This is a genomic window from Pectobacterium sp. HCp5_1 (assembly GCF_032905925.1).
Lineage (GTDB): Bacteria > Pseudomonadota > Gammaproteobacteria > Enterobacterales > Enterobacteriaceae > Pectobacterium > Pectobacterium brasiliense_A.
This window is the reverse complement of sequence record NZ_JAUMIO010000021.1, coordinates 39,898-57,550: the sequence shown is the minus strand read 5'-3', so window position 1 is coordinate 57,550 and position 17,653 is coordinate 39,898. Positions and strand designations below refer to the sequence as shown.

18 protein-coding genes and 1 pseudogene are annotated in these 17,653 nt (G+C 48.2%); 5 read left to right on the top strand and 14 right to left on the bottom strand.

Annotated elements, in window-relative coordinates:
• Nucleotides 1–154: 154 nt before the first annotated feature.
• The 8 genes and pseudogenes from Q3A88_RS14975 to Q3A88_RS14940 all read right to left on the bottom strand — a co-directional run.
• Nucleotides 155–871: an oligogalacturonate-specific porin KdgM family protein gene (locus tag Q3A88_RS14975; protein WP_110162952.1), complete on the bottom strand. Its 717-nt coding sequence runs from the start codon at nucleotides 869–871 to the stop codon at nucleotides 155–157.
• Nucleotides 872–1,118: 247 nt separating this feature from the next.
• Nucleotides 1,119–2,411: an ABC transporter substrate-binding protein gene (locus tag Q3A88_RS14970; protein ID WP_110162951.1), complete on the bottom strand. Its 1,293-nt coding sequence runs from the start codon at nucleotides 2,409–2,411 to the stop codon at nucleotides 1,119–1,121.
• Nucleotides 2,412–2,426: 15 nt separating this feature from the next.
• Nucleotides 2,427–3,554: an ABC transporter ATP-binding protein gene (locus tag Q3A88_RS14965; RefSeq protein ID WP_010275619.1), complete on the bottom strand. Its 1,128-nt coding sequence runs from the start codon at nucleotides 3,552–3,554 to the stop codon at nucleotides 2,427–2,429.
• Nucleotides 3,555–3,567: 13 nt separating this feature from the next.
• Nucleotides 3,568–4,473, bottom strand: a complete 906-nt coding sequence (locus tag Q3A88_RS14960; RefSeq protein ID WP_010275614.1) for a carbohydrate ABC transporter permease — start codon at nucleotides 4,471–4,473, stop codon at nucleotides 3,568–3,570.
• Nucleotides 4,466–5,356, bottom strand: coding sequence for a carbohydrate ABC transporter permease (locus Q3A88_RS14955; protein WP_005968854.1), 891 nt, complete (start codon nucleotides 5,354–5,356; stop codon nucleotides 4,466–4,468). The genes Q3A88_RS14960 and Q3A88_RS14955 overlap by 8 nt, the downstream gene beginning before the upstream one ends.
• Before the next feature lie 47 nt (nucleotides 5,357–5,403).
• Complete coding sequence (gene pelW / locus Q3A88_RS14950; protein ID WP_110162950.1) at nucleotides 5,404–7,035, bottom strand: pectate disaccharide-lyase PelW; 1,632 nt, start codon at nucleotides 7,033–7,035, stop codon at nucleotides 5,404–5,406.
• Nucleotides 7,036–7,307: 272 nt separating this feature from the next.
• The gene (gene kduD, locus Q3A88_RS14945) at nucleotides 7,308–8,069 is read right to left on the bottom strand and encodes a 2-dehydro-3-deoxy-D-gluconate 5-dehydrogenase KduD (protein WP_010299965.1); all 762 of its coding nucleotides are present in this window, start codon (nucleotides 8,067–8,069) and stop codon (nucleotides 7,308–7,310) included.
• Nucleotides 8,070–8,152: 83 nt separating this feature from the next.
• Nucleotides 8,153–8,362: pseudogene (locus Q3A88_RS14940) on the bottom strand (5-dehydro-4-deoxy-D-glucuronate isomerase); the annotation flags it as partial.
• Between the two features lie 308 nt (nucleotides 8,363–8,670).
• On the opposite strand from Q3A88_RS14940, the gene Q3A88_RS14935 reads away from it, so the two are divergent.
• Complete coding sequence (locus Q3A88_RS14935) at nucleotides 8,671–9,003, top strand: cupin domain-containing protein (RefSeq protein ID WP_010275594.1); 333 nt, start codon at nucleotides 8,671–8,673, stop codon at nucleotides 9,001–9,003.
• A gap of 95 nt (nucleotides 9,004–9,098) precedes the next feature.
• Here the strand turns inward: Q3A88_RS14935 and hxpB are convergent, their stop codons facing one another.
• A complete protein-coding gene (hxpB, locus tag Q3A88_RS14930) occupies nucleotides 9,099–9,764 on the bottom strand; it encodes a hexitol phosphatase HxpB (RefSeq protein WP_039509236.1) in 666 nt (221 codons plus the stop codon).
• A 294-nt stretch (nucleotides 9,765–10,058) separates the two neighbouring features.
• Between hxpB and Q3A88_RS14925 the strand changes: the two genes are divergently transcribed.
• Complete coding sequence (locus Q3A88_RS14925) at nucleotides 10,059–10,607, top strand: YniB family protein (RefSeq protein ID WP_010275583.1); 549 nt, start codon at nucleotides 10,059–10,061, stop codon at nucleotides 10,605–10,607.
• An 87-nt stretch (nucleotides 10,608–10,694) separates the two neighbouring features.
• On the opposite strand, the gene Q3A88_RS14920 is transcribed toward Q3A88_RS14925, so the two are convergent.
• From Q3A88_RS14920 to Q3A88_RS14900, 5 genes are all read right to left on the bottom strand, one after another.
• The gene (locus Q3A88_RS14920) at nucleotides 10,695–11,555 is read right to left on the bottom strand and encodes a fructosamine kinase family protein (RefSeq protein WP_014915281.1); all 861 of its coding nucleotides are present in this window, start codon (nucleotides 11,553–11,555) and stop codon (nucleotides 10,695–10,697) included.
• Between the two features lie 271 nt (nucleotides 11,556–11,826).
• Nucleotides 11,827–12,684, bottom strand: a complete 858-nt coding sequence (locus Q3A88_RS14915; RefSeq protein WP_039469265.1) for a metal ABC transporter permease — start codon at nucleotides 12,682–12,684, stop codon at nucleotides 11,827–11,829.
• Nucleotides 12,681–13,544: a metal ABC transporter permease gene (locus Q3A88_RS14910; protein ID WP_010275570.1), complete on the bottom strand. Its 864-nt coding sequence runs from the start codon at nucleotides 13,542–13,544 to the stop codon at nucleotides 12,681–12,683. The genes Q3A88_RS14915 and Q3A88_RS14910 overlap by 4 nt, the downstream gene beginning before the upstream one ends.
• On the bottom strand, nucleotides 13,544–14,434 hold the full coding sequence (locus Q3A88_RS14905; RefSeq protein ID WP_010275566.1) for a manganese/iron ABC transporter ATP-binding protein: 891 nt from the start codon (nucleotides 14,432–14,434) through the stop codon (nucleotides 13,544–13,546). The genes Q3A88_RS14910 and Q3A88_RS14905 overlap by 1 nt, the downstream gene beginning before the upstream one ends.
• Nucleotides 14,431–15,345: a metal ABC transporter substrate-binding protein gene (locus Q3A88_RS14900; protein WP_317178201.1), complete on the bottom strand. Its 915-nt coding sequence runs from the start codon at nucleotides 15,343–15,345 to the stop codon at nucleotides 14,431–14,433. Before Q3A88_RS14900 ends, Q3A88_RS14905 begins: the two co-directional genes overlap by 4 nt.
• Nucleotides 15,346–16,294: 949 nt before the next feature.
• Between Q3A88_RS14900 and Q3A88_RS14895 the strand changes: the two genes are divergently transcribed.
• The 3 genes from Q3A88_RS14895 (at nucleotide 16,295) to rlmA (ending at nucleotide 17,599) form a co-directional block, all read left to right on the top strand.
• On the top strand, nucleotides 16,295–16,411 hold the full coding sequence (locus tag Q3A88_RS14895) for a DUF2627 domain-containing protein (RefSeq protein ID WP_085996916.1): 117 nt from the start codon (nucleotides 16,295–16,297) through the stop codon (nucleotides 16,409–16,411).
• 40 nt (nucleotides 16,412–16,451) lie between these two features.
• Complete coding sequence (gene cspE, locus Q3A88_RS14890; RefSeq protein WP_005968829.1) at nucleotides 16,452–16,661, top strand: transcription antiterminator/RNA stability regulator CspE; 210 nt, start codon at nucleotides 16,452–16,454, stop codon at nucleotides 16,659–16,661.
• Between the two features lie 107 nt (nucleotides 16,662–16,768).
• Entirely contained in the window at nucleotides 16,769–17,599 is an 831-nt protein-coding gene (rlmA, locus tag Q3A88_RS14885; RefSeq protein ID WP_317178200.1) for a 23S rRNA (guanine(745)-N(1))-methyltransferase, read from the top strand.
• Nucleotides 17,600–17,653: the final 54 nt, after the last annotated feature.

Genomic DNA, 17,653 nt, shown 5'->3' with positions numbered 1-17,653 from the left:
ACGACACCACATGTAACAACGAAACGTAACTAACTTGCTTAACCTACAACGGACATAATAATAAAGGGACGTTAATGATAAAATTAAGTGAGTCAATTAACACTAACATCCCTTTTGCCAACTTATAACGCTTATTTAAACAATAAGGCCGTTATTAGAAGCTGTATTGCACACCCACACGGTAACGAGTTTGACGATGGTCGGTATCTTTATTGGAGTCGTCAGCTACGTTACCAATAGCCATATAAGGCTTCCAGTTTTTATCCAATTTATAAGACAATTTTACATCATGATCGAAGTTATATGTTTCATTATCATGAATGATAGCGCCAGCTTTATTGGTTTTTTTGTAGTCCAGCTCGTAATCAACCTGGAAATCTTTCAGGAATTTATAGCTAACAACTGCGGTTAAGTTATATCCGTTTTCCGATGTGTTCGCTCCTCCGATATTGCCGCTGTTACGCTTATAGTATGGGCGGTAGCGCAGTGAGGTGGACAGGTCATCGGTAATATTGACTTTACCGCGCAGATAAGGACGATAGTTGTTAGACGTAGAGCTTGAATCTAAAGAAAAACCTGGTTCTAAAGAAAACGTTTTGTTGAAATTATAAACATAGCTGGCAACCACTTCCGTACCGTTGCTGACGGTTTCATTAAAGGGTTTATTTGGCGTGGTGTCTTTACCAGATTGTCTCCATTTTGCTTCAACAGATAAACCAAAACCATTGGCAAAACGGTGTGACATTGACAAACGATCGCGGTGATCATTTTTCGGGGTATCTTTCATTTCATGACGGTAATCGATGGTTACCGCCATTGCGTTCACACTAATTAATGACGTAACTGCCAGAGCTAGTAATTTAACTTTCATTGTTATATTCCCTATTGGTTAGGATATCTCTAATAAAAAACACGCATTATGCTTTTTGGGACAAGTTCTATTTTATTTATTATTAAACTACGTTCTGTGATCGAGATCGTCTTGGGTAACAAAAAGTAAAATGGGGTTTCAAATTGTGAGGGGGATCGAATTGAATATCGCGGTTGTTTTAATTTAAATGAAAAATCCCTGCCGTCAGTACGGCAGGGATGAATTACCGTCTAAAAGATGTACGATATTACTTCATTGCACGTTTCAGAATACGATCTGATTGACGCTGGAAGTATTTCGCCGCATCTTCCACTGATTTCTGACCGTAATCGATAGACTGGATGGTATCACCAAACAGAGAAACGATTTGCGGGTCATCGAAATAAGGGGAAACAGCAACTTCATGCGGCAGAGCCAGAGCCAGTTTCAACCCGGCAACGGCTGGTGCATCATCTTTAATCACGCCATCAGCAGTCAACTGAGCCACAGCGGCTTTACTCAACGGTACACCACGTTCCAGACCCAGAGCCTGAGCACCTTCTTTGCTGTTCAGCAGGAAGTTGATCAACTGAGCAGACTCTTTAGGATGCTTGGTTGACTTACCGATAGACAGCATCTGTGCTGGTTTGAAGAACAAGCCGGCATCTTTTGCACCAGGCAGCATCGGATAGTTGCCCAATTCCAGTTTTGCTGGTGGTTGCAGGTTGTCAGAGTACTTAGTGATAGTGGAGTTCCACATGTAAGTACCAGACCACTCGCCGTTGATCCATGGCTTCATTTCATACATGTTGCTCTTACCGAAAGACGCATAGTATTTCGCATCAGGCATGACATGGCTGTCGATCAACTTCTTATACATGCCAAAGAATTCAGTCCATTGTGCATCGGTATAAGCGAATTTCTGACCTTTTACATCAATCGCTGGAATGTTGTACTTCTGAACCATATAAGAGTTCAGCAGTGCCAGAGAATCCTGGTGTTCCAATACGATAGGGTAGTATTGGTCGCCCAGTTTTTCTTTGAACACTTTACCGGCGTTCAGCAGTTCATCCCACGTTTTTGGATATTCCAGACCGGCTTTTTTCCAGCTTTCGGTGTTGAAATAGAAGACGCGAGCCGTAACGGAAATCGGAATACCGTTCAGTTTCCCTTCGACCGTGGTGTTTTGCAGTTCTTTTGACTCGAACTGGGTCAGATCCAGAGAATCTTTAACCTTGTTCAGGTCATAAAAACCCGTGCCGTTCTTAGAGAAAATCGGCAGCCAGTTCCAGTTGGTCTGCATCACATCTGGCTCGGTGTTACCGGCAATCTGTGTTGTCAGACGAGACAGGTGACCGTCCCAGCCAGTATATTCCGCTTTCACGGTGATGTTCGGGTGTTGCTTGTGGAACTCTTCAATGGCTTTGAGCGTCTGCTGGTGACGGCTGTTGCCGCCCCACCAGGACATTCTCAATTCAACATTATCAGCGGCTAAAGAGGGCATTGCCACTAATGACGCCAGAGATGAAGCTATTAACGTGTGTAGGATCGCTTTTTTCATCGGTTACTACTCCTGTTAAAGAGAGATATTTTTTTCTGTTTTTGCATCAAAAATATGGCATTTTTCCATGTCGAACTGGAAATATACCGGACGATGCAGTCCCTTCTCGATAATCAGCCGACCTTCGTCATAAGGAATGCGGCTGGTTAATTCAAAGCCATCAACTTTAATGTACATAAAGAATTCGTGACCCATGTTTTCTACGCGAACCAACTCACCCTGTGAGTGGCTGCCTTCAAATGGCGTATCTGACACGGAAACATAGTCTGGGCGAACACCGAAGAAGACGTCTTGTCCGATATAGCTGCGGACTTTGTCTTGTTTTGCAGCATTTAACACCAGCGCGTTATTCCCAACCACAACGCCAATCTGACCGTCTTTCTCGACCAGTTTGCACGGCTTAATGTTCATTTCTGGTGAGCCAATGAAACCAGCAACGAACATGTTGACAGGGAAGTGGTACAGGTTATCCGGCGTATCGACCTGCATGATGTGACCGAGTTTCATCACGCAGATACGGTCACCCATGGTCATTGCTTCAGTCTGATCGTGGGTAACATATACGCTTGTCGCTGCTTTACCGCTTTTCTTCAACTGCTTATGCAGGTCAGAAATACGGATACGCATGGAAGCACGCAGTTTGGCATCCAGGTTTGACAACGGTTCGTCAAACAGGAACACATCTGGTTTTTTAACGATGGCGCGGCCTACGGCCACACGCTGTGCCTGACCACCAGACAGCTGGCGCGGCAGACGGTCCAGCAGATCTTCCAGCTCCAGAATTTTGGCCGCTTCGGCGACCTGCGCTTCAATTTGATCTTTAGGCATTTTGCTCAGCTTCAGACCAAACGCCAGATTCTCTTTTACCGTCATGTGAGGGTAGAGGGCGTAGTTCTGGAACACCATGGCAATCCCGCGATCTTTCGGCGCCAGATTGTTAACAACGCGCTCGCCGATACGTACTTCACCGCCGCTGATGGTTTCCAGACCCGCCAGCATACGCAGTGTAGTGGATTTCGCACAGCCAGACGGGCCGACGATAACCATGAATTCACCGTCTTTAATCGTCAGGTCGATGCCGTGAACCGCTTTGAAACCGTTGGAGTATACTTTTTCCAGTTTATTGAAAATAACTTCAGCCATGATAAATCCTCTATTAACCTTTAATTCCGCTGCTGGTCACGCCTTGTACGAAGTAGCGCTGTGCCAGGAAGAAAACAATAATGGATGGCAGAATGGAGATGCTGGACATGGCCAGGATTTCATTCCACGGAGCGCCTTCAGTAACGTCAATAGACATTTTCAGCGCCAGCGCAATCGGATATTTATCCACGCTATAGACATAAATCAGCGGACCGATGAAGTCGTTCATTGACCACATGAACTGGAACAGCGCAACAGAGATGATGGCTGGTTTCAGAATCGGCACGACCACATACCACAGCACCTGGAAGGAGTTACAGCCATCGATCTGAGCGGCTTCTTCCATATCACGTGGTACACCACGCAGGAACTGGATCAGCATGAACACAAAGAACCCTTGTGTTGCAAACGCCAGCGGCAAGTACAGTGGCAGATAGCTGTTCAGCATGCCCATTTCGCGGAACATGAGGTACTGAGGAATCAGCAGTACGGTGCTTGGCAACAGCATGGTGGTGATCAGTGTCGCGAACCAGAAGCCCTTCCACGGAATGTCAAAGCGAGCGAAGCCATAAGCCACAATCACCGAGGAAATAACGGTCAGAACCACTTTCGGAATCACGTACTGGAAAGTGTTAATCATGTAGTGACCGAAATTGTATTCCGTACCGGTTTTCCAACCGTTAACGAAACCGTCCCAGGTGGCGTGAGCAGGCCACAGACCCAACGTGGTGAAAATCTCATGGTTCGGTTTGAACGACGCTGAGAACATCCACGCCAGTGGATAAAGCATCAGTAAACCAACGAACAGCAGTATCACGTAACGGATGGCGGCACTGAGTTTTTCTTTACGCAGCGTGCGGCGTACTTCTGCAGCAGCAACTTCTTGTGCTGTAGTCAGGTTTGAATGCATGTCAGCCATTTTTTCCTCCTTTATCAGCGGAGTAGAACACCCAGTATTTCGACGACTTAAAGGAGATAGACGCAAATACCGCAACAACCAGGAACAGAACCCATGCCAAGGCAGCACCGTAACCCATATCGAAATACTTGAACGCTGTATCATAGATATAGAGCGAGAACAGGTAGGTGTAGTGCGTTGGACCGCCGCCAGTAATGACGTAAGGTGCCGTAAACTCCTGGAATGCCTGAGTGGTCTGCATGATAAAGTTAAAGAAAATAACTGGCGTAATCAGCGGTACCGTTACTTTCAGGAACATTTGCCATTTGGATGCACCGTCGATCATTGCCGCTTCATACTGAGATTGCGGAACGTTCTGCAATGCAGCCAGGAAGATAACCATCGCGGAACCGAACTGCCATACGCGCAACAGCGTTACCGACATCAGTGCCAGCGACGGCTCGCCCAGCCAGTTGATGGCATCAAAGCCAAACACGCCGAGGAAGCTGTTTAACAAGCCATCGATGGCGAACAGTGCACGCCACAGAACGGCAATGGCCACGCTGCTGCCCAGAATAGAAGGCACATAGTAAGCAGTACGGAAGAAACCGATACCACGTAATTTGAAATTAAGTACAAACGCAATTAACAGTGCGAAGATTAATTTCAATGGAATGGTCAGAAATACATAGGCAAAGGTGACGCCCATGGATTTCCAAAAGAGATCATCCTCCAGGAACATACGGTGATAGTTTTCTAACCCCGTAAATTCAGGCGGATTTATCAAGTCATACTCAGTAAAACTGAGGATAAATGACGAAACAAAGGGGAAAGCGGTAAAAACTATCAGCCCTATAATATAGGGGGAGATATAGGCTAACCCCAGCATTCTGTTTTCATTCATAATGCTTACCTATTGATTAATTGTGAACCATTAAAAAAAACATAAAATTAAGCTGTTAATAACTCTGGATAAATTAATTCCACGTCATAAACAATTCTATTTTCCCCGTTAACGTGAAAATCACCGTGAACATATCCACCTTGTGTCAGATACGGCGGGATATCGTTTAATTTGTTGCGACAAGCGGCAACGAAAGTCAGTAAAGCCAGCGGATAGCTATCATCCAGACGAACATAACGATGCTGTGCGGAGCGAACGAACAAACCACGATGGAAGTGTTGTTCAAACAGAACGCCAGCCAACTGCGCGGCGTAATGTGCCCAGGATTCTGATTGTTTGTGATCGGCCAGTTCAATGACGGTCAACAAGAGTAACGGGCTGGCGATGTGCTGAATGTCTTCTTTATTCAGCCGCGTCAGCATGGTGTTAACCAGTGCGTACAGGTCCTCATCGCCACTCAGGCGATAAGCACGGACCAGAGGTAATAAATAATCACCTTCTAATGCAAACGGCTTTAATTCCGTACCCGCTTTACCATAATAGCCATCGCGTTTAAAACGGTAGCCAGTCATGTCCTGGCCGTTGTTCCACATTGGGCGCAGTGTATTGCTGGTGACATCGTAGGCGTACTGATAGTAATTTTTTAACCCTGAAATAACCCAGTTCAGCATTTCTGCATCAGGCTGCGTGCGGAGAATATCCAGCATTGCCAGTGGGTTATCAATCAGCAGTGGACGCATGTCGCGGAACAGCACATTGGCTTCACGCGCGATTTCACCGAACTCTGGGCCAAACTGACGTTGAGCGCGATCGCCAAACCAGGACTGCGTCTGGTTGTCGTCTTCTGGTACCGGCTGGCGCTGCTGTGGTGAACTGAACTGATACACCGGCATACCGGTTTCTGGGTTGCGTGCCAAAACGTATTGGCGATAAAGATGCTTACCCCAGGCCGCGGCGTGGCTATCGCCCGTGTATTCTGCATATTTGAACGCGGCATAAATCAGGTCTGTGCCAGCATTAACAAAAGTCAGCCCTTTCGTTAATGGCAGAACAGGCCACTGTGCCGGATCGACGACATCATGGCGGGCATGCAGGAACACGTTTGGATCGCGCTTTTTGCTGTAATCACCATGACGACCCAGATCCAGTGAATCCCAGTCTTCAACGTGCGCGTTCCAGAAACCCTGAAAGAAATTCAGCGTCTTTTCCGCATTAACACGGTGCAACAACGCGTAATAGGGAAGGTGGTGCTTTAATTCATGCACCTGAGCTTTGGATTCTGGCCCTTCTCCTGCCAGCGTATCCAGATTAATAAAGCGGTGACCGCCCCAGAAGAACAGGCCGCTATTATCATCAACGAAATGATCCAGGAAATATTCGCTTTGTGCGATAGCGTGCTGCTGGTAACTCTCATTACCCGTAACGACGCTCATGGCACACAGCGTTCTTAGCCAATTTTGCTGGCTGGCAAAATTAGAAATAGGTGCGCTATGTCCATCTGGGAATTGCCACACCGCAGGTGCATAATTTTCCACATCAAAACCGTCAGCCAATAATAAGGTTGGCTGACTTTGGCTGCGGCCTTTATCCTGAACGCAGGCAATGTGGCTATCGAGTGCTGCAACCCATTCGTCGAGCTGCGATTTCCTGCTGGTGTATAAGCTTTCAAAAATACTCATGGAGTACCTTCTTATGGAACCGTGGAACAGTTCCTTATAAATAGAAACACTGTTTTGATTGATTATATTGCGCTATTAACCTTGTCGTCATGCACGCAATATCGAAAGTGTGATCAAAGTCGGAACGTTGTTTTGATTTTTTTTAAGAAAGGATTTTGGCAGGAGAAAGAATCATGAAAAACGAAATAAGAATTTGAAAAACAAATAAAAAGCACAACCGAAATTGTGCTTTTTATCGTAGGTTGGCGAAATGCCGCTAAGAAAAATTGCGCTTAGCGAGCCAGCCAGCCACCATCAACGGCAATCGTGTAACCATTGATGTAGTCAGATGCGCTGGATGCCAGGAAGACAGATGGGCCCATCAGATCCTGCGGCAGACCCCAACGGCCAGCTGGGATACGATCCAGAATTTCTTTGCTGCGTTCTTCATCGGCGCGCAGTTGCTGGGTATTGTTGGTAGCCATATACCCCGGTGCAATGGCGTTGACGTTGATACCGTGTTTTGCCCACTCGTTCGCCATCAGACGGGTTACGCCCATAACAGCGCTTTTTGATGCGGTATAAGAAGGTACGCGGATACCACCCTGGAAGGACAGCATAGAAGCGATATTGATGATCTTACCGCCTTTGCCTTGCTTGATGAACTGGCGAGCAACGGTCTGAGACATAAAGAAAACGCTCTTAATGTTCAGGTTCATTACGTCGTCCCAGTTTTTCTCGCTGAAATCGATCGCATCTTCACGACGGATGATACCGGCGTTGTTGACCAGAATGTCAACGTGGCCAAATTCAGCAACAGCTTTCTCTACCAGCTCTGCATGACCAGAGACATTGCTCATGTCGGCGGTCAGGCTGAGGAAACGACGTCCCAATGCGGTGACTTTTTCGATAGTGTCTTTCGGTTCAACGATGTTGACGCCGACGATATCACAACCAGCCTGTGCCAGACCGATAGCCATGCCTTGACCCAAACCCGTATCACAACCCGTGATCAGAGCAACTTTACCTTGCAAATCAAAAGAATTTAAAATCATATCTGTAATCTCTCTATAAGCGACAAAATACTTAGTCGTTAGCTGTTACTGTAGGGAACACCGGTAATTCCGGTCGAAAGCGATTAACGTAACTCGCTAACCTTGACGTGATCCATGTCACCGAAAACGTGATTCTCGCCAACCATGCCCCAGATAAAGGTGTAGCGTCTGGTGCCAACACCGGAATGCATCGACCAGATCGGTGAAACCACCGTCCGCTCGTTTTTTATTACGCTATGACGGGGTTCCTGCTGCTGACCCATCATGTGGAAAACTGCCGTTTCATTACTTACTGTTTCTGGTGAAAGCGCCGGGCGAAACAGATGATGTCGCGTGGCAGTGACAACGTCACCTGTTCCTCAACCTGCCCGGTTCTTTCTTGTTATGCGGGATGATAGTTTGGATGGGATGCGAATTCAATAAAAATGAAATAATGTTTTATTTATTTCTTGAGGGCCGTCATGGTTTTGCTTATTTTATGTTTCTTCTGGTACTGATGTGGCTAAAATGTCGCAATCCATAATCATACCCTCGTTGTCGTGCACGGTTTGTTGACGCAATAGAAGGTATGGGCAATAAAAGCGTTAGAGGAGAGATGACGATGAGAAGATACTTTATTGATGATGAAACGCCGTGGGAAGAGCTGGGCGGTGGCATTAAACGTAAAATCATGACCTGGAGCGATGAGCTGATGATGGTTTACGTGCACTTTGATAAAGGTGCGATTGGTACGCCGCACTTCCATGAGATTCACGATCAGATTGCTTATGTTGCAGCTGGCAGCTTTGAAGTTGTGATCGAAGGTGAGAAACGTATCCTGAAAACTGGCGACGCCTATCTGGCAGTGAAAAACGAGATGCACGGCGTGGTCTCACTGGAAGACGGCAGCGTCCTGATCGATGCTTTCTCGCCTAAGCGAGCGGATTTCCTGTAATGCTTCAAAGCGTGGTCAGCCAATAGACTGATCACGCTTTCGTCATATCCCGCGATGTCTGCTTTTCTATTCTTCTACTTCTTTATTCCTAATCCCTAGACTAAGTGTTCAGCAGTCAGCTGATTCAGGGAATCCAGCTTATAATCGGCTAGCGCCCAGCGTGCGTCATCGCGAAACTCAGCCTGTGGAATAACGATTGAACGCATACGTGCCGCTTTGGTTGCGATCATGCCGTTCACCGAATCTTCCAGTGTCACACACTGTGTCGGAGGAACGCCGAGTCCGTTTGCTGCATTTAAATACACTTCTGGATGAGGCTTGCTATACGGTAGTGTTTCGGCTGACATTAAGACATCAAAGTAGTGCTCCAGATTAAACATTCGCAGCACCTGCTGCTGCATGCGGAGCGGCGAAGCGGAAGCCAGCCCGATTTTGAGATTCTGTTCGCGACACAGTTGCAGCGCATGTTCGACGCCGGGCAGGAGGGGACGCTGTTCGGCAACGAGTTCAATGGCGCGATCGATAATACGGCGGACAACCTCGTCTCGGGCCGGTGTCGCCCAAGGGGAGCGTTGATACCAGAGTTCGACCACCATATCGATGCGTAAACCCAGAGTATCTTTCATGGATTCTCGTAGTGAAATATCGACGCCAAGCGAGGCGATAACCTCCAGTTCGGCTTTGTCCCACAACGGTTCTGAATCAATCAGCAGCCCATCCATATCGAAAATCGCCGCGCGTATAGAAGAATCAAAGGACATACCACTGGCTCCGTCAGCAAAGGAAAAGAAAATTTACGGGTAAACTATACCTTAATAAGTTGAGTTGCAGGGCACTACGCGAGCATTTTGAACAACGTGCAGTGCTGGGCGTCAGGGATAGCCCTTGGAAGGGCTCAATGTACACGTAGCGTGATGTATGACGGAGTAAATCGCTATTGTGGCCGATCAGGCGGTGCGGGAGATAAAGTGTTGACTGCGCGTAAAGTTACAGTAGGCTACCCGTCGTACTAAAACGATACATTACCGATGTTGCGTCGCTAAGAAGGGGTTCTCATGACGTATCAACAGGCTGGCCGTATTGCCGTCGTTAAACGCATTGCCGGATGGATCCTTTTTATCCCCGCGCTGCTTTCAACCTTCGTCTCGCTAGCTAATTATCTTTACGCTTATACCCAGAAAAAACAGGGTATTGACGCTGTTCTTCTGGATTTTGTGCACCTGATGGTCGATATGGTGCGATTTAATACGCCTTTCCTGAATATTTTCTGGTACAACTCGCCAGTACCCGATTTTACGCGTTTTTTCAGTGGGGCGACGCTGATGTTTTGGCTGATCTACATACTGATTTTTGTTGGCCTGGCTTTACAGGTGTCGGGTGCCCGCATGTCGCGTCAGGCGAAGGCCATTAAGGAAGGCATTGAAGATCAACTGATTCTGGAAAAGATGAAAGGTGATGGCGGGAATACGCGTGAGACGCTGGAATCACGTGTTGTTGTTCCTGGACACACGATTTTTGTGCAATTCTTTCCGCTTTATATCCTGCCGGTGATTGTCGCGGGTATTGGCTATCTGGTGTTACGTTTATTAGGGTTGCCAGTCTGATTGACGGTCTGGCGCAATGATTGCGCCAGACGCCGTATTCTTCTCACCTTTAGAGCAAACACCTCACCTTAGTGCAACTGTCCCACCTTAGATCAAAAGCTGCCGTTCAATGAGCTGTTGCGCTTCAACAATATGCTTGCCGCCAAAAAGATTGGCGCGGTTAAGCAGATAATAAATCTGGTAAATGGGCTGGCGATCGATAAAACCTTTATCCAGCGGCCACACGCTCTGGTAACCGTCATAAATCTGTGGGGGCAGGGCTGGATAGCGCGGCAGCATCGCTAAATCACATTCTCTGTCTCCCCAATAGCAGGCCGGATCGAACAGATAAGCGCCATCCTGACTATTCGCACAGTTATCTGGCCATAGGTCACCGTGCAGAAGCGACGGTTGAGGCTGATGTCCTGCCAGACGTTCCTCGACGCGTGCGATCAGCGTTTCAATGTGACCGAAATGCATTCCTTTTTCCGCCGCCAACTGCAACTGCCAGCCAATACGCTGTTCGGCAAAAAAGGTTGCCCAGCGCCGCTGCCAGCTGTTTGGCTGAGGCGTTGTTGAGAGGTCGTTATCGAAATCCAGCCCAAATTGTGGCTGATCGCTCCACTGGTGCAGGCGAGCTAATTGTTCGCCCAGGCACCAGGCGCTGTGCGCATCCAGCGGTTTGACGGGAAGATATTGCAGAAGCAGGAAACTGTTATCGCGTGAGCTACCGACCCCATAGACGGTGGGTACACGCACCGTATTACTGCGGCTCAGCAAATGAAGTTGATCGGCTTCAGCCGTGAATTTGGCCAGCATTTCACGACTATCGCATTTTACGAAGACGTCATGCTCGCCGTAGCGAACGTACCAGGCTGGATGTATTTCACCGCCGGATAATTCGCGACGCTCCTGAATATCCGCAGCACCGTGATGTTCTTCCAAAAGTCGGCTGATAGCTTGCCACATAAGGTCATCCTCCCGTTGATGTTGCCTGATACCCTGCTGTTCACTGGGGTGATTCGTTTACGGTAACCCATTGAGCGCAATAAAAATGGAATCTATAGCACAGTGATAACCATCGGTGGAGATAGCGCGAAACAAGTATAGTCGGAATTAAACATCACGGAGTTAGGATGGCGCTCAATCCGTTGGATGAAAAAATAAAATAGGCATAAGTGACGTAACCGGCGGTTATTTTCCGGTTACGTCATGCTACGGGGCTTGTAGAGGGAAAGGATTACAGTGAGTCGGTGATAGCCTGAGAGGTTGCCTGACGACGCAGTTTAAGCTGGTGGTAGGTCAGTGCTAGCGTAAAGAACAGGGCCTGAACGATGACGATGCAAGGGCCTGTGGCGCCATCGATGTAGAAACTGATCAGGGTGCCGGCAATACAGGAAATGACGGAAACCAGCGTGGCGACGAGAACCATCCGCTCGAAGCGCTTACAGACCATGAAGGCAATAATGCCCGGCGCAATCAGCATCGCAATCACCAGAATAACGCCGACGGCCTGTAATGATGCGACAATCGTCATCGCCAACAGGCTCAGCAATCCGTAGTGCAGCAGCTTAACGGGCAGGCCAATGACGCGGGCATGATTGGGATCGAAGCAGTACAGCATAAAATCTCGGCGCTTTAACAAGATGATGGCCAGCGTCACCCCGGCAATCAGTAAGATTTGCGTCAGCTCTTGCTGAGTGATGCCCAGCACGTTACCAAACAGAATATGGTTCAGGTGCTGATCGGTATCGATACGCGCAAACATCACGAGCCCCAGCGCAAACATGCCGGAAAAGATGATCCCCATGACCGTGTCTTCTTTGACCCGGCTGTGTTCCTTCACATAGCCCGTCGCGACCGCACAAAAAATACCGGAAACGAAAGCACCGATGACTAATGGGATCCCCAGTAAAAACGCGACAACGATGCCTGGCAGCACGGCATGGGAAATGGCATCACCCATTAGCGACCAGCCTTTCAGCACCAGATAACACGACAACACGGCGCAGACCGTACCGGTGACGACAGCAGCGAGTAACGCACGCTGCATGAACGGGTAGGACAGGGGATCGATGAGCCAGCTAATGAGCGTCATAATGCATCTCCTGATTGATCGCGTAACCGCAGACGGCGCGATGCCAGCAACCCGTGCTTGGGTGCAAAGACAAACGCTAACAGGAAGACGACGGTTTGCAACGTGACAATCACGCCGCCAGTTGCACCATCAAGGAAGAAGCTTAGATACGCCCCGACGGCGCTGGTGATCGCACCCAGTGCAATCGAAATGACAACCAGACGACCAAATCGATCGGTGAGTAGGTAAGCCGTGGCACCTGGCGTAATCACCATCGCGATCACCAAAATCGCCCCGACAGTTTGCAACGCTGCGACCGTACAGGCACTGAGAAGCGTAAAGAACAGAATTTTCAGCTTCAGCGGGGAAAGGCCAATGGAACGTGCATGGTTCTCATCAAAGAACACGGCCAGCAGATCTTTCCATAGCAGGCAGAGAATCACGAACGTCACGCCGATGATGATTTCAACCTGCAGAATATCTTCGTCAGCAATACCTAAAATATTGCCAAAAATGATGGATTGCACGTTAACCGATGTCGGGTTGAGCGAAATAATCAGCAGGCCGACAGCGAAAAACGTTGAGAAAATAAAGCCGATAATCGCATCTTCACGCAATCGGGTAATGTGACGAATCAGGGTCATCGCCAGCGCGGCGAGCATGCCGGTAAAAAATGCACCCGCCGCGTAGGGCAAGCCCAGCGCATAGGCTCCTGCGACACCGGGGACGACGGAATGGGAGAGCGCATCGCCCATCAACGACCAGCCTTTCAACATCAGGTACGCCGAAAGAAAAGCACACACGCCGCCGACAATCGCGCTGACCCAGATCGCCTTGACCATGTAGTTATAGCTGAATGGCTGCAACAGGATATCGATCATCAGGGCTTTTTCTCCTCCGGTATTGCGCGTGACGCAGGAGGATCGCTCTTGGTCGATCCATAGAACACGGCAGGACGTTCATCGTCTGTTAACACTGTCACCGAACGGACATCATCATCATCGTGAAGATGAGATCCCCCGAGGTTGATGTGCCGAAGCACGCCACCGAATGTTTTCTCCAAATTGCTTTGGGTAAAGGTGCTATGCGTTGGCCCTGCGGCTAAAACGGTGCGATTAACCAAGATAACGTTGTCACAAAACTCAGGAACGCTACCGAGGTTATGGGTTGCCACCAAAATCAAATGCCCTTCATCGCGCAAGGTGCGAAGCAGGTCGATAATCGCGTTCTCTGTTTTAACGTCTACGCCGGTGAAAGGCTCATCCAGCAGCAACACGCTGCCTTGTTGAGCCAGCGCCCGTGCCAGAAAGACGCGCTTTTTCTGTCCACCGGACAGTTCACCGATCTGGCGGTGTTGCAGCGTTGATAACCCGACGCGCTCCAGCGACTCCGCGACAATAGCGCGGTCCTGTTTACTGGGAATACGCAGGAAATTCATTCTCCCGTAGCGTCCCATCATGACCACGTCGGAAACCAGAACGGGGAAATTCCAGTCCACGTCTTCTGTTTGTGGAACATAAGCAACCAGATTCTGTTTCAGTGCCTGGTAGATCGGTTGCTGGTTGAGCAGTACCTGCCCTGAGGTTGGCTTGACCAACCCCATGATGCTTTTGAACAACGTTGATTTTCCACTGCCGTTTACGCCAACCAAGGCGCAAATCGTACCGCCAGTCAGGGAAAAAGAGGCATGGCGAATAGCCTGATGCCCGTTGCTGTAAGTAACCGAAACATCATTGACTTCTAATGACTGTACTGCTCGATCGCTACTCATTGATTAAATCCTTTAGCGATAGTTTCCACCGTCACTTTTAACAGGTCGATATAGGTTGGCACTGAGCCTTTCTCTGTAGACAGGGAATCAACATACAGCACGCCGCCATATTTCGCCCCCGTTTCTTTACTGACCTGTTTTGCGGGCTTATCGGAAACGGTGCTTTCACTGAATACGACAGGGATAGCCTTCTCACGCACGGTGTCGATAACACGACGCACCTGCTGCGGTGAACCTTGTTCGTCGGCATTGATTGGCCAGAGGTAGACTTCATTGAACTGATAATCTTTTGCCAGATAGCTGAACGCCCCTTCACTGGTGACTAACCAGCGCTGCTGTTCTGGGATACGGGCAAGACGCTCACGCAGCGGCGCGTCGAGAGCCTTAATTTTTTCCGCATAGGCTTTGGCATTACGGTTATACGTTTCTGCATTCGCGGGATCGGCTTGCACCAGACCTTTGCGGATATTTTCAATATAGATTAATGCGTTGGAAGGCGACATCCAGGCATGCGGGTTTGGGTTGCCATTATAGGCGCCTTCACGGATAGGAAGCGGCGTGATGCCTTCCGTCACCACAACAGCGGGCACATTTTTTACGTTCTCGAAAAAGCGTGTAAACCAACGTTCGAGATTCATGCCGTTCCACAGCACCAGCTGTGCAGACTGTGTTTTAACAATATCACGTGGTGTCGGTTGGTAATCATGAATCTCCGCACCGGGTTTGGTGATGGATTCAACCGTCGCCGCATCGCCCGCAATATTCTGTGCGATATCCTGAATGATGGTAAAGGTCGTGATGACTTTAAGCTTTTCAGCCGCCTGAGCGGAGGTACTGGCTAAAAGCAGTAAAGCGCACGGCAGCGCGATGCGACGGAATAGGGCAGGTAAATGAGCGTGAAAACCAATCATGCGGATATCCTTACAAACCGTGAAAGTGTTACTTGAGAATAATTATCAATATCATTTAAGTCAAGAGGCAGAGAAAGGCAGGGAGTGAATATTGGAGGGTGTCTCGTGACACAAGAAATCACTGTTCGCAGGCACGTAGCACGCACTTGCGCGGGTAAGGAACGCATCATGCTCCTTTGATAACAGAAATGTTGCTTTAATTTAATGAATCGTACTTAAGGTTACAACGAAAGTCTAACGGTAACGGCAGTGAACTGTCGCGCGACTATACATAGCTATACACATGGTGAAATTTACGCCAAAAGAAGAGAGAAATCTGATGCATCCTTAAGAAAATGCCGACGACTGCCGATAAACCATAAAGAATGTGAGAGATGTCTCTATTTTATACAAAAGGATTGCAAGCGATATGAGCACAAAATCAGAGCGACGTTGGAAGCTGGCAAGTTTCGTCTTATTGACTTTTTTGGTGGTGTTATTAGTACTGCTGGTTCAAAGCAGTTAATTCCTAACGTGACGAAATGTTAGGTTATAAATAATTTCTATTATGTAATGTATTAATGGAAAAGATACAGATAGCATAAAAATGACAATCGATTTTAAACATTGATATAAGCGTTACTGTAGTCGGGCGCGCTTTTTTGTTAATGGTCAATATTCTTTCATAGCAGAGTGCCAATTATAGCTTTTTGTTATGATTGCCGATGCCGCTGTGCCAGAAATGCGACGGTTGTCGCGTATTTTTTTGCATAATAAAATCTGACGTGCGCTTATTGTGTCGTACCAGAAGCCGCCTATGAATATAGGTGTCAGCGAGCATTATCGTGTATTAATGAATCAAGGATGACGCGAATTTGTGCGGCATGTCCACGACTGATAAAAAAGCCCTTGCCATCGTTTACATAGTGTGTAATAACGCTTCTGGGTAAAACGAGGTACAGTTCTGTATATGAATGGCATTTTCAGTAAAGAAGACTTAAGTACAACCTTTAGTGTTGCATGCTGCTTCTCTGCCGATCCTTATCTTAGTGCCTCAAGCAGTAACGACTTTGGTTTGTCTGTATAACGCCTTTTGGCGGTTTAAACAATTAAAGGAAATATTTGAAATGGCAAAGATTAAAGGTCAGGTTAAGTGGTTCAACGAGTCTAAAGGCTTTGGTTTCATCACTCCTGCTGACGGCAGCAAAGATGTATTCGTACACTTCTCTGCAATTCAAGGCAACGGCTTCAAAACTCTGGCTGAAGGCCAGAACGTAGAATTCGAAATTCAGGATGGCCAGAAAGGTCCTTCTGCAGTAAACGTCACTGCGCTGTAATTTTACAGCTCTGTTGCAAAACCCGCCATGGTGCGGGTTTTTTGTTGTCTGCGTTTTATTTTTAGCCGTAACGCAATAAAGACGTTTTTAATGAGGAAAATGTGCCGATGAGTTATCAGTGTCCGCTATGCCAGTTACCTCTGGAGCGACACCCGCGGCAATGGACGTGTGGTAAACATAGCTTTGACTGTGCAAAAGAAGGGTACGTCAACCTGTTGCCGGTACAGTTTAAGCGATCAAAACAGCCGGGCGACAGTGCTGAAATGATGCAGGCGCGGCGCAGCTTTCTTGAAGCTGGTCACTATCAACCGCTACGCGACGCCGTTGCGCAGTACGTTGATCGTATTGTGGTGGATGACGCTGCGGCACTGCTGGATATCGGCTGTGGCGAAGGGTATTACACTGCCGAGCTGGCCCATCGTCTCACATCGCGCAGAACGATGACGATATACGGGCTTGATGTTTCCAAAGCGGCGATTCAGCGCGCGGCAAAGCGGTATGATAACGTTGAATTTTGCGTGGCTTCCAGCCAGCGGTTACCTTTCCAGGATCGATCCCTTGATGCTGTAGTAAAAATCTATGCGCCATGTAATGACGCGGAGTTGCAGCGCACTGTTAAGGTTGGCGGTTGGGTGTTGACGGTGTCTCCGGGGCCACGACATCTTTATCAACTGAAAGCAGAAGTCTACGATGAGGTGTTATTACACCCGAGCAAAGATGAAGTGCTCGCAGGCTTTCAGCTTATGGATCAACAAACGCTTGCGTACCCAATGTCGTTATCCGGGAGTGAGGCTGCGGCGCTCTTGCAAATGACCCCCTTTGCCTGGCGAGCAACGCCAGACGTCAGTGAGCGGCTGCAGGTGGCGGCCACGTTTAGTTGTGAAACTGACTTTATTATCCGCTTGCATCAGCGTATTGATGGCAGTGCGGTAGCGTAATCGAGAAAAATAAAAACGGGCAGCGCGATAGTCGGGCTGCCCGTTGATGTGAAG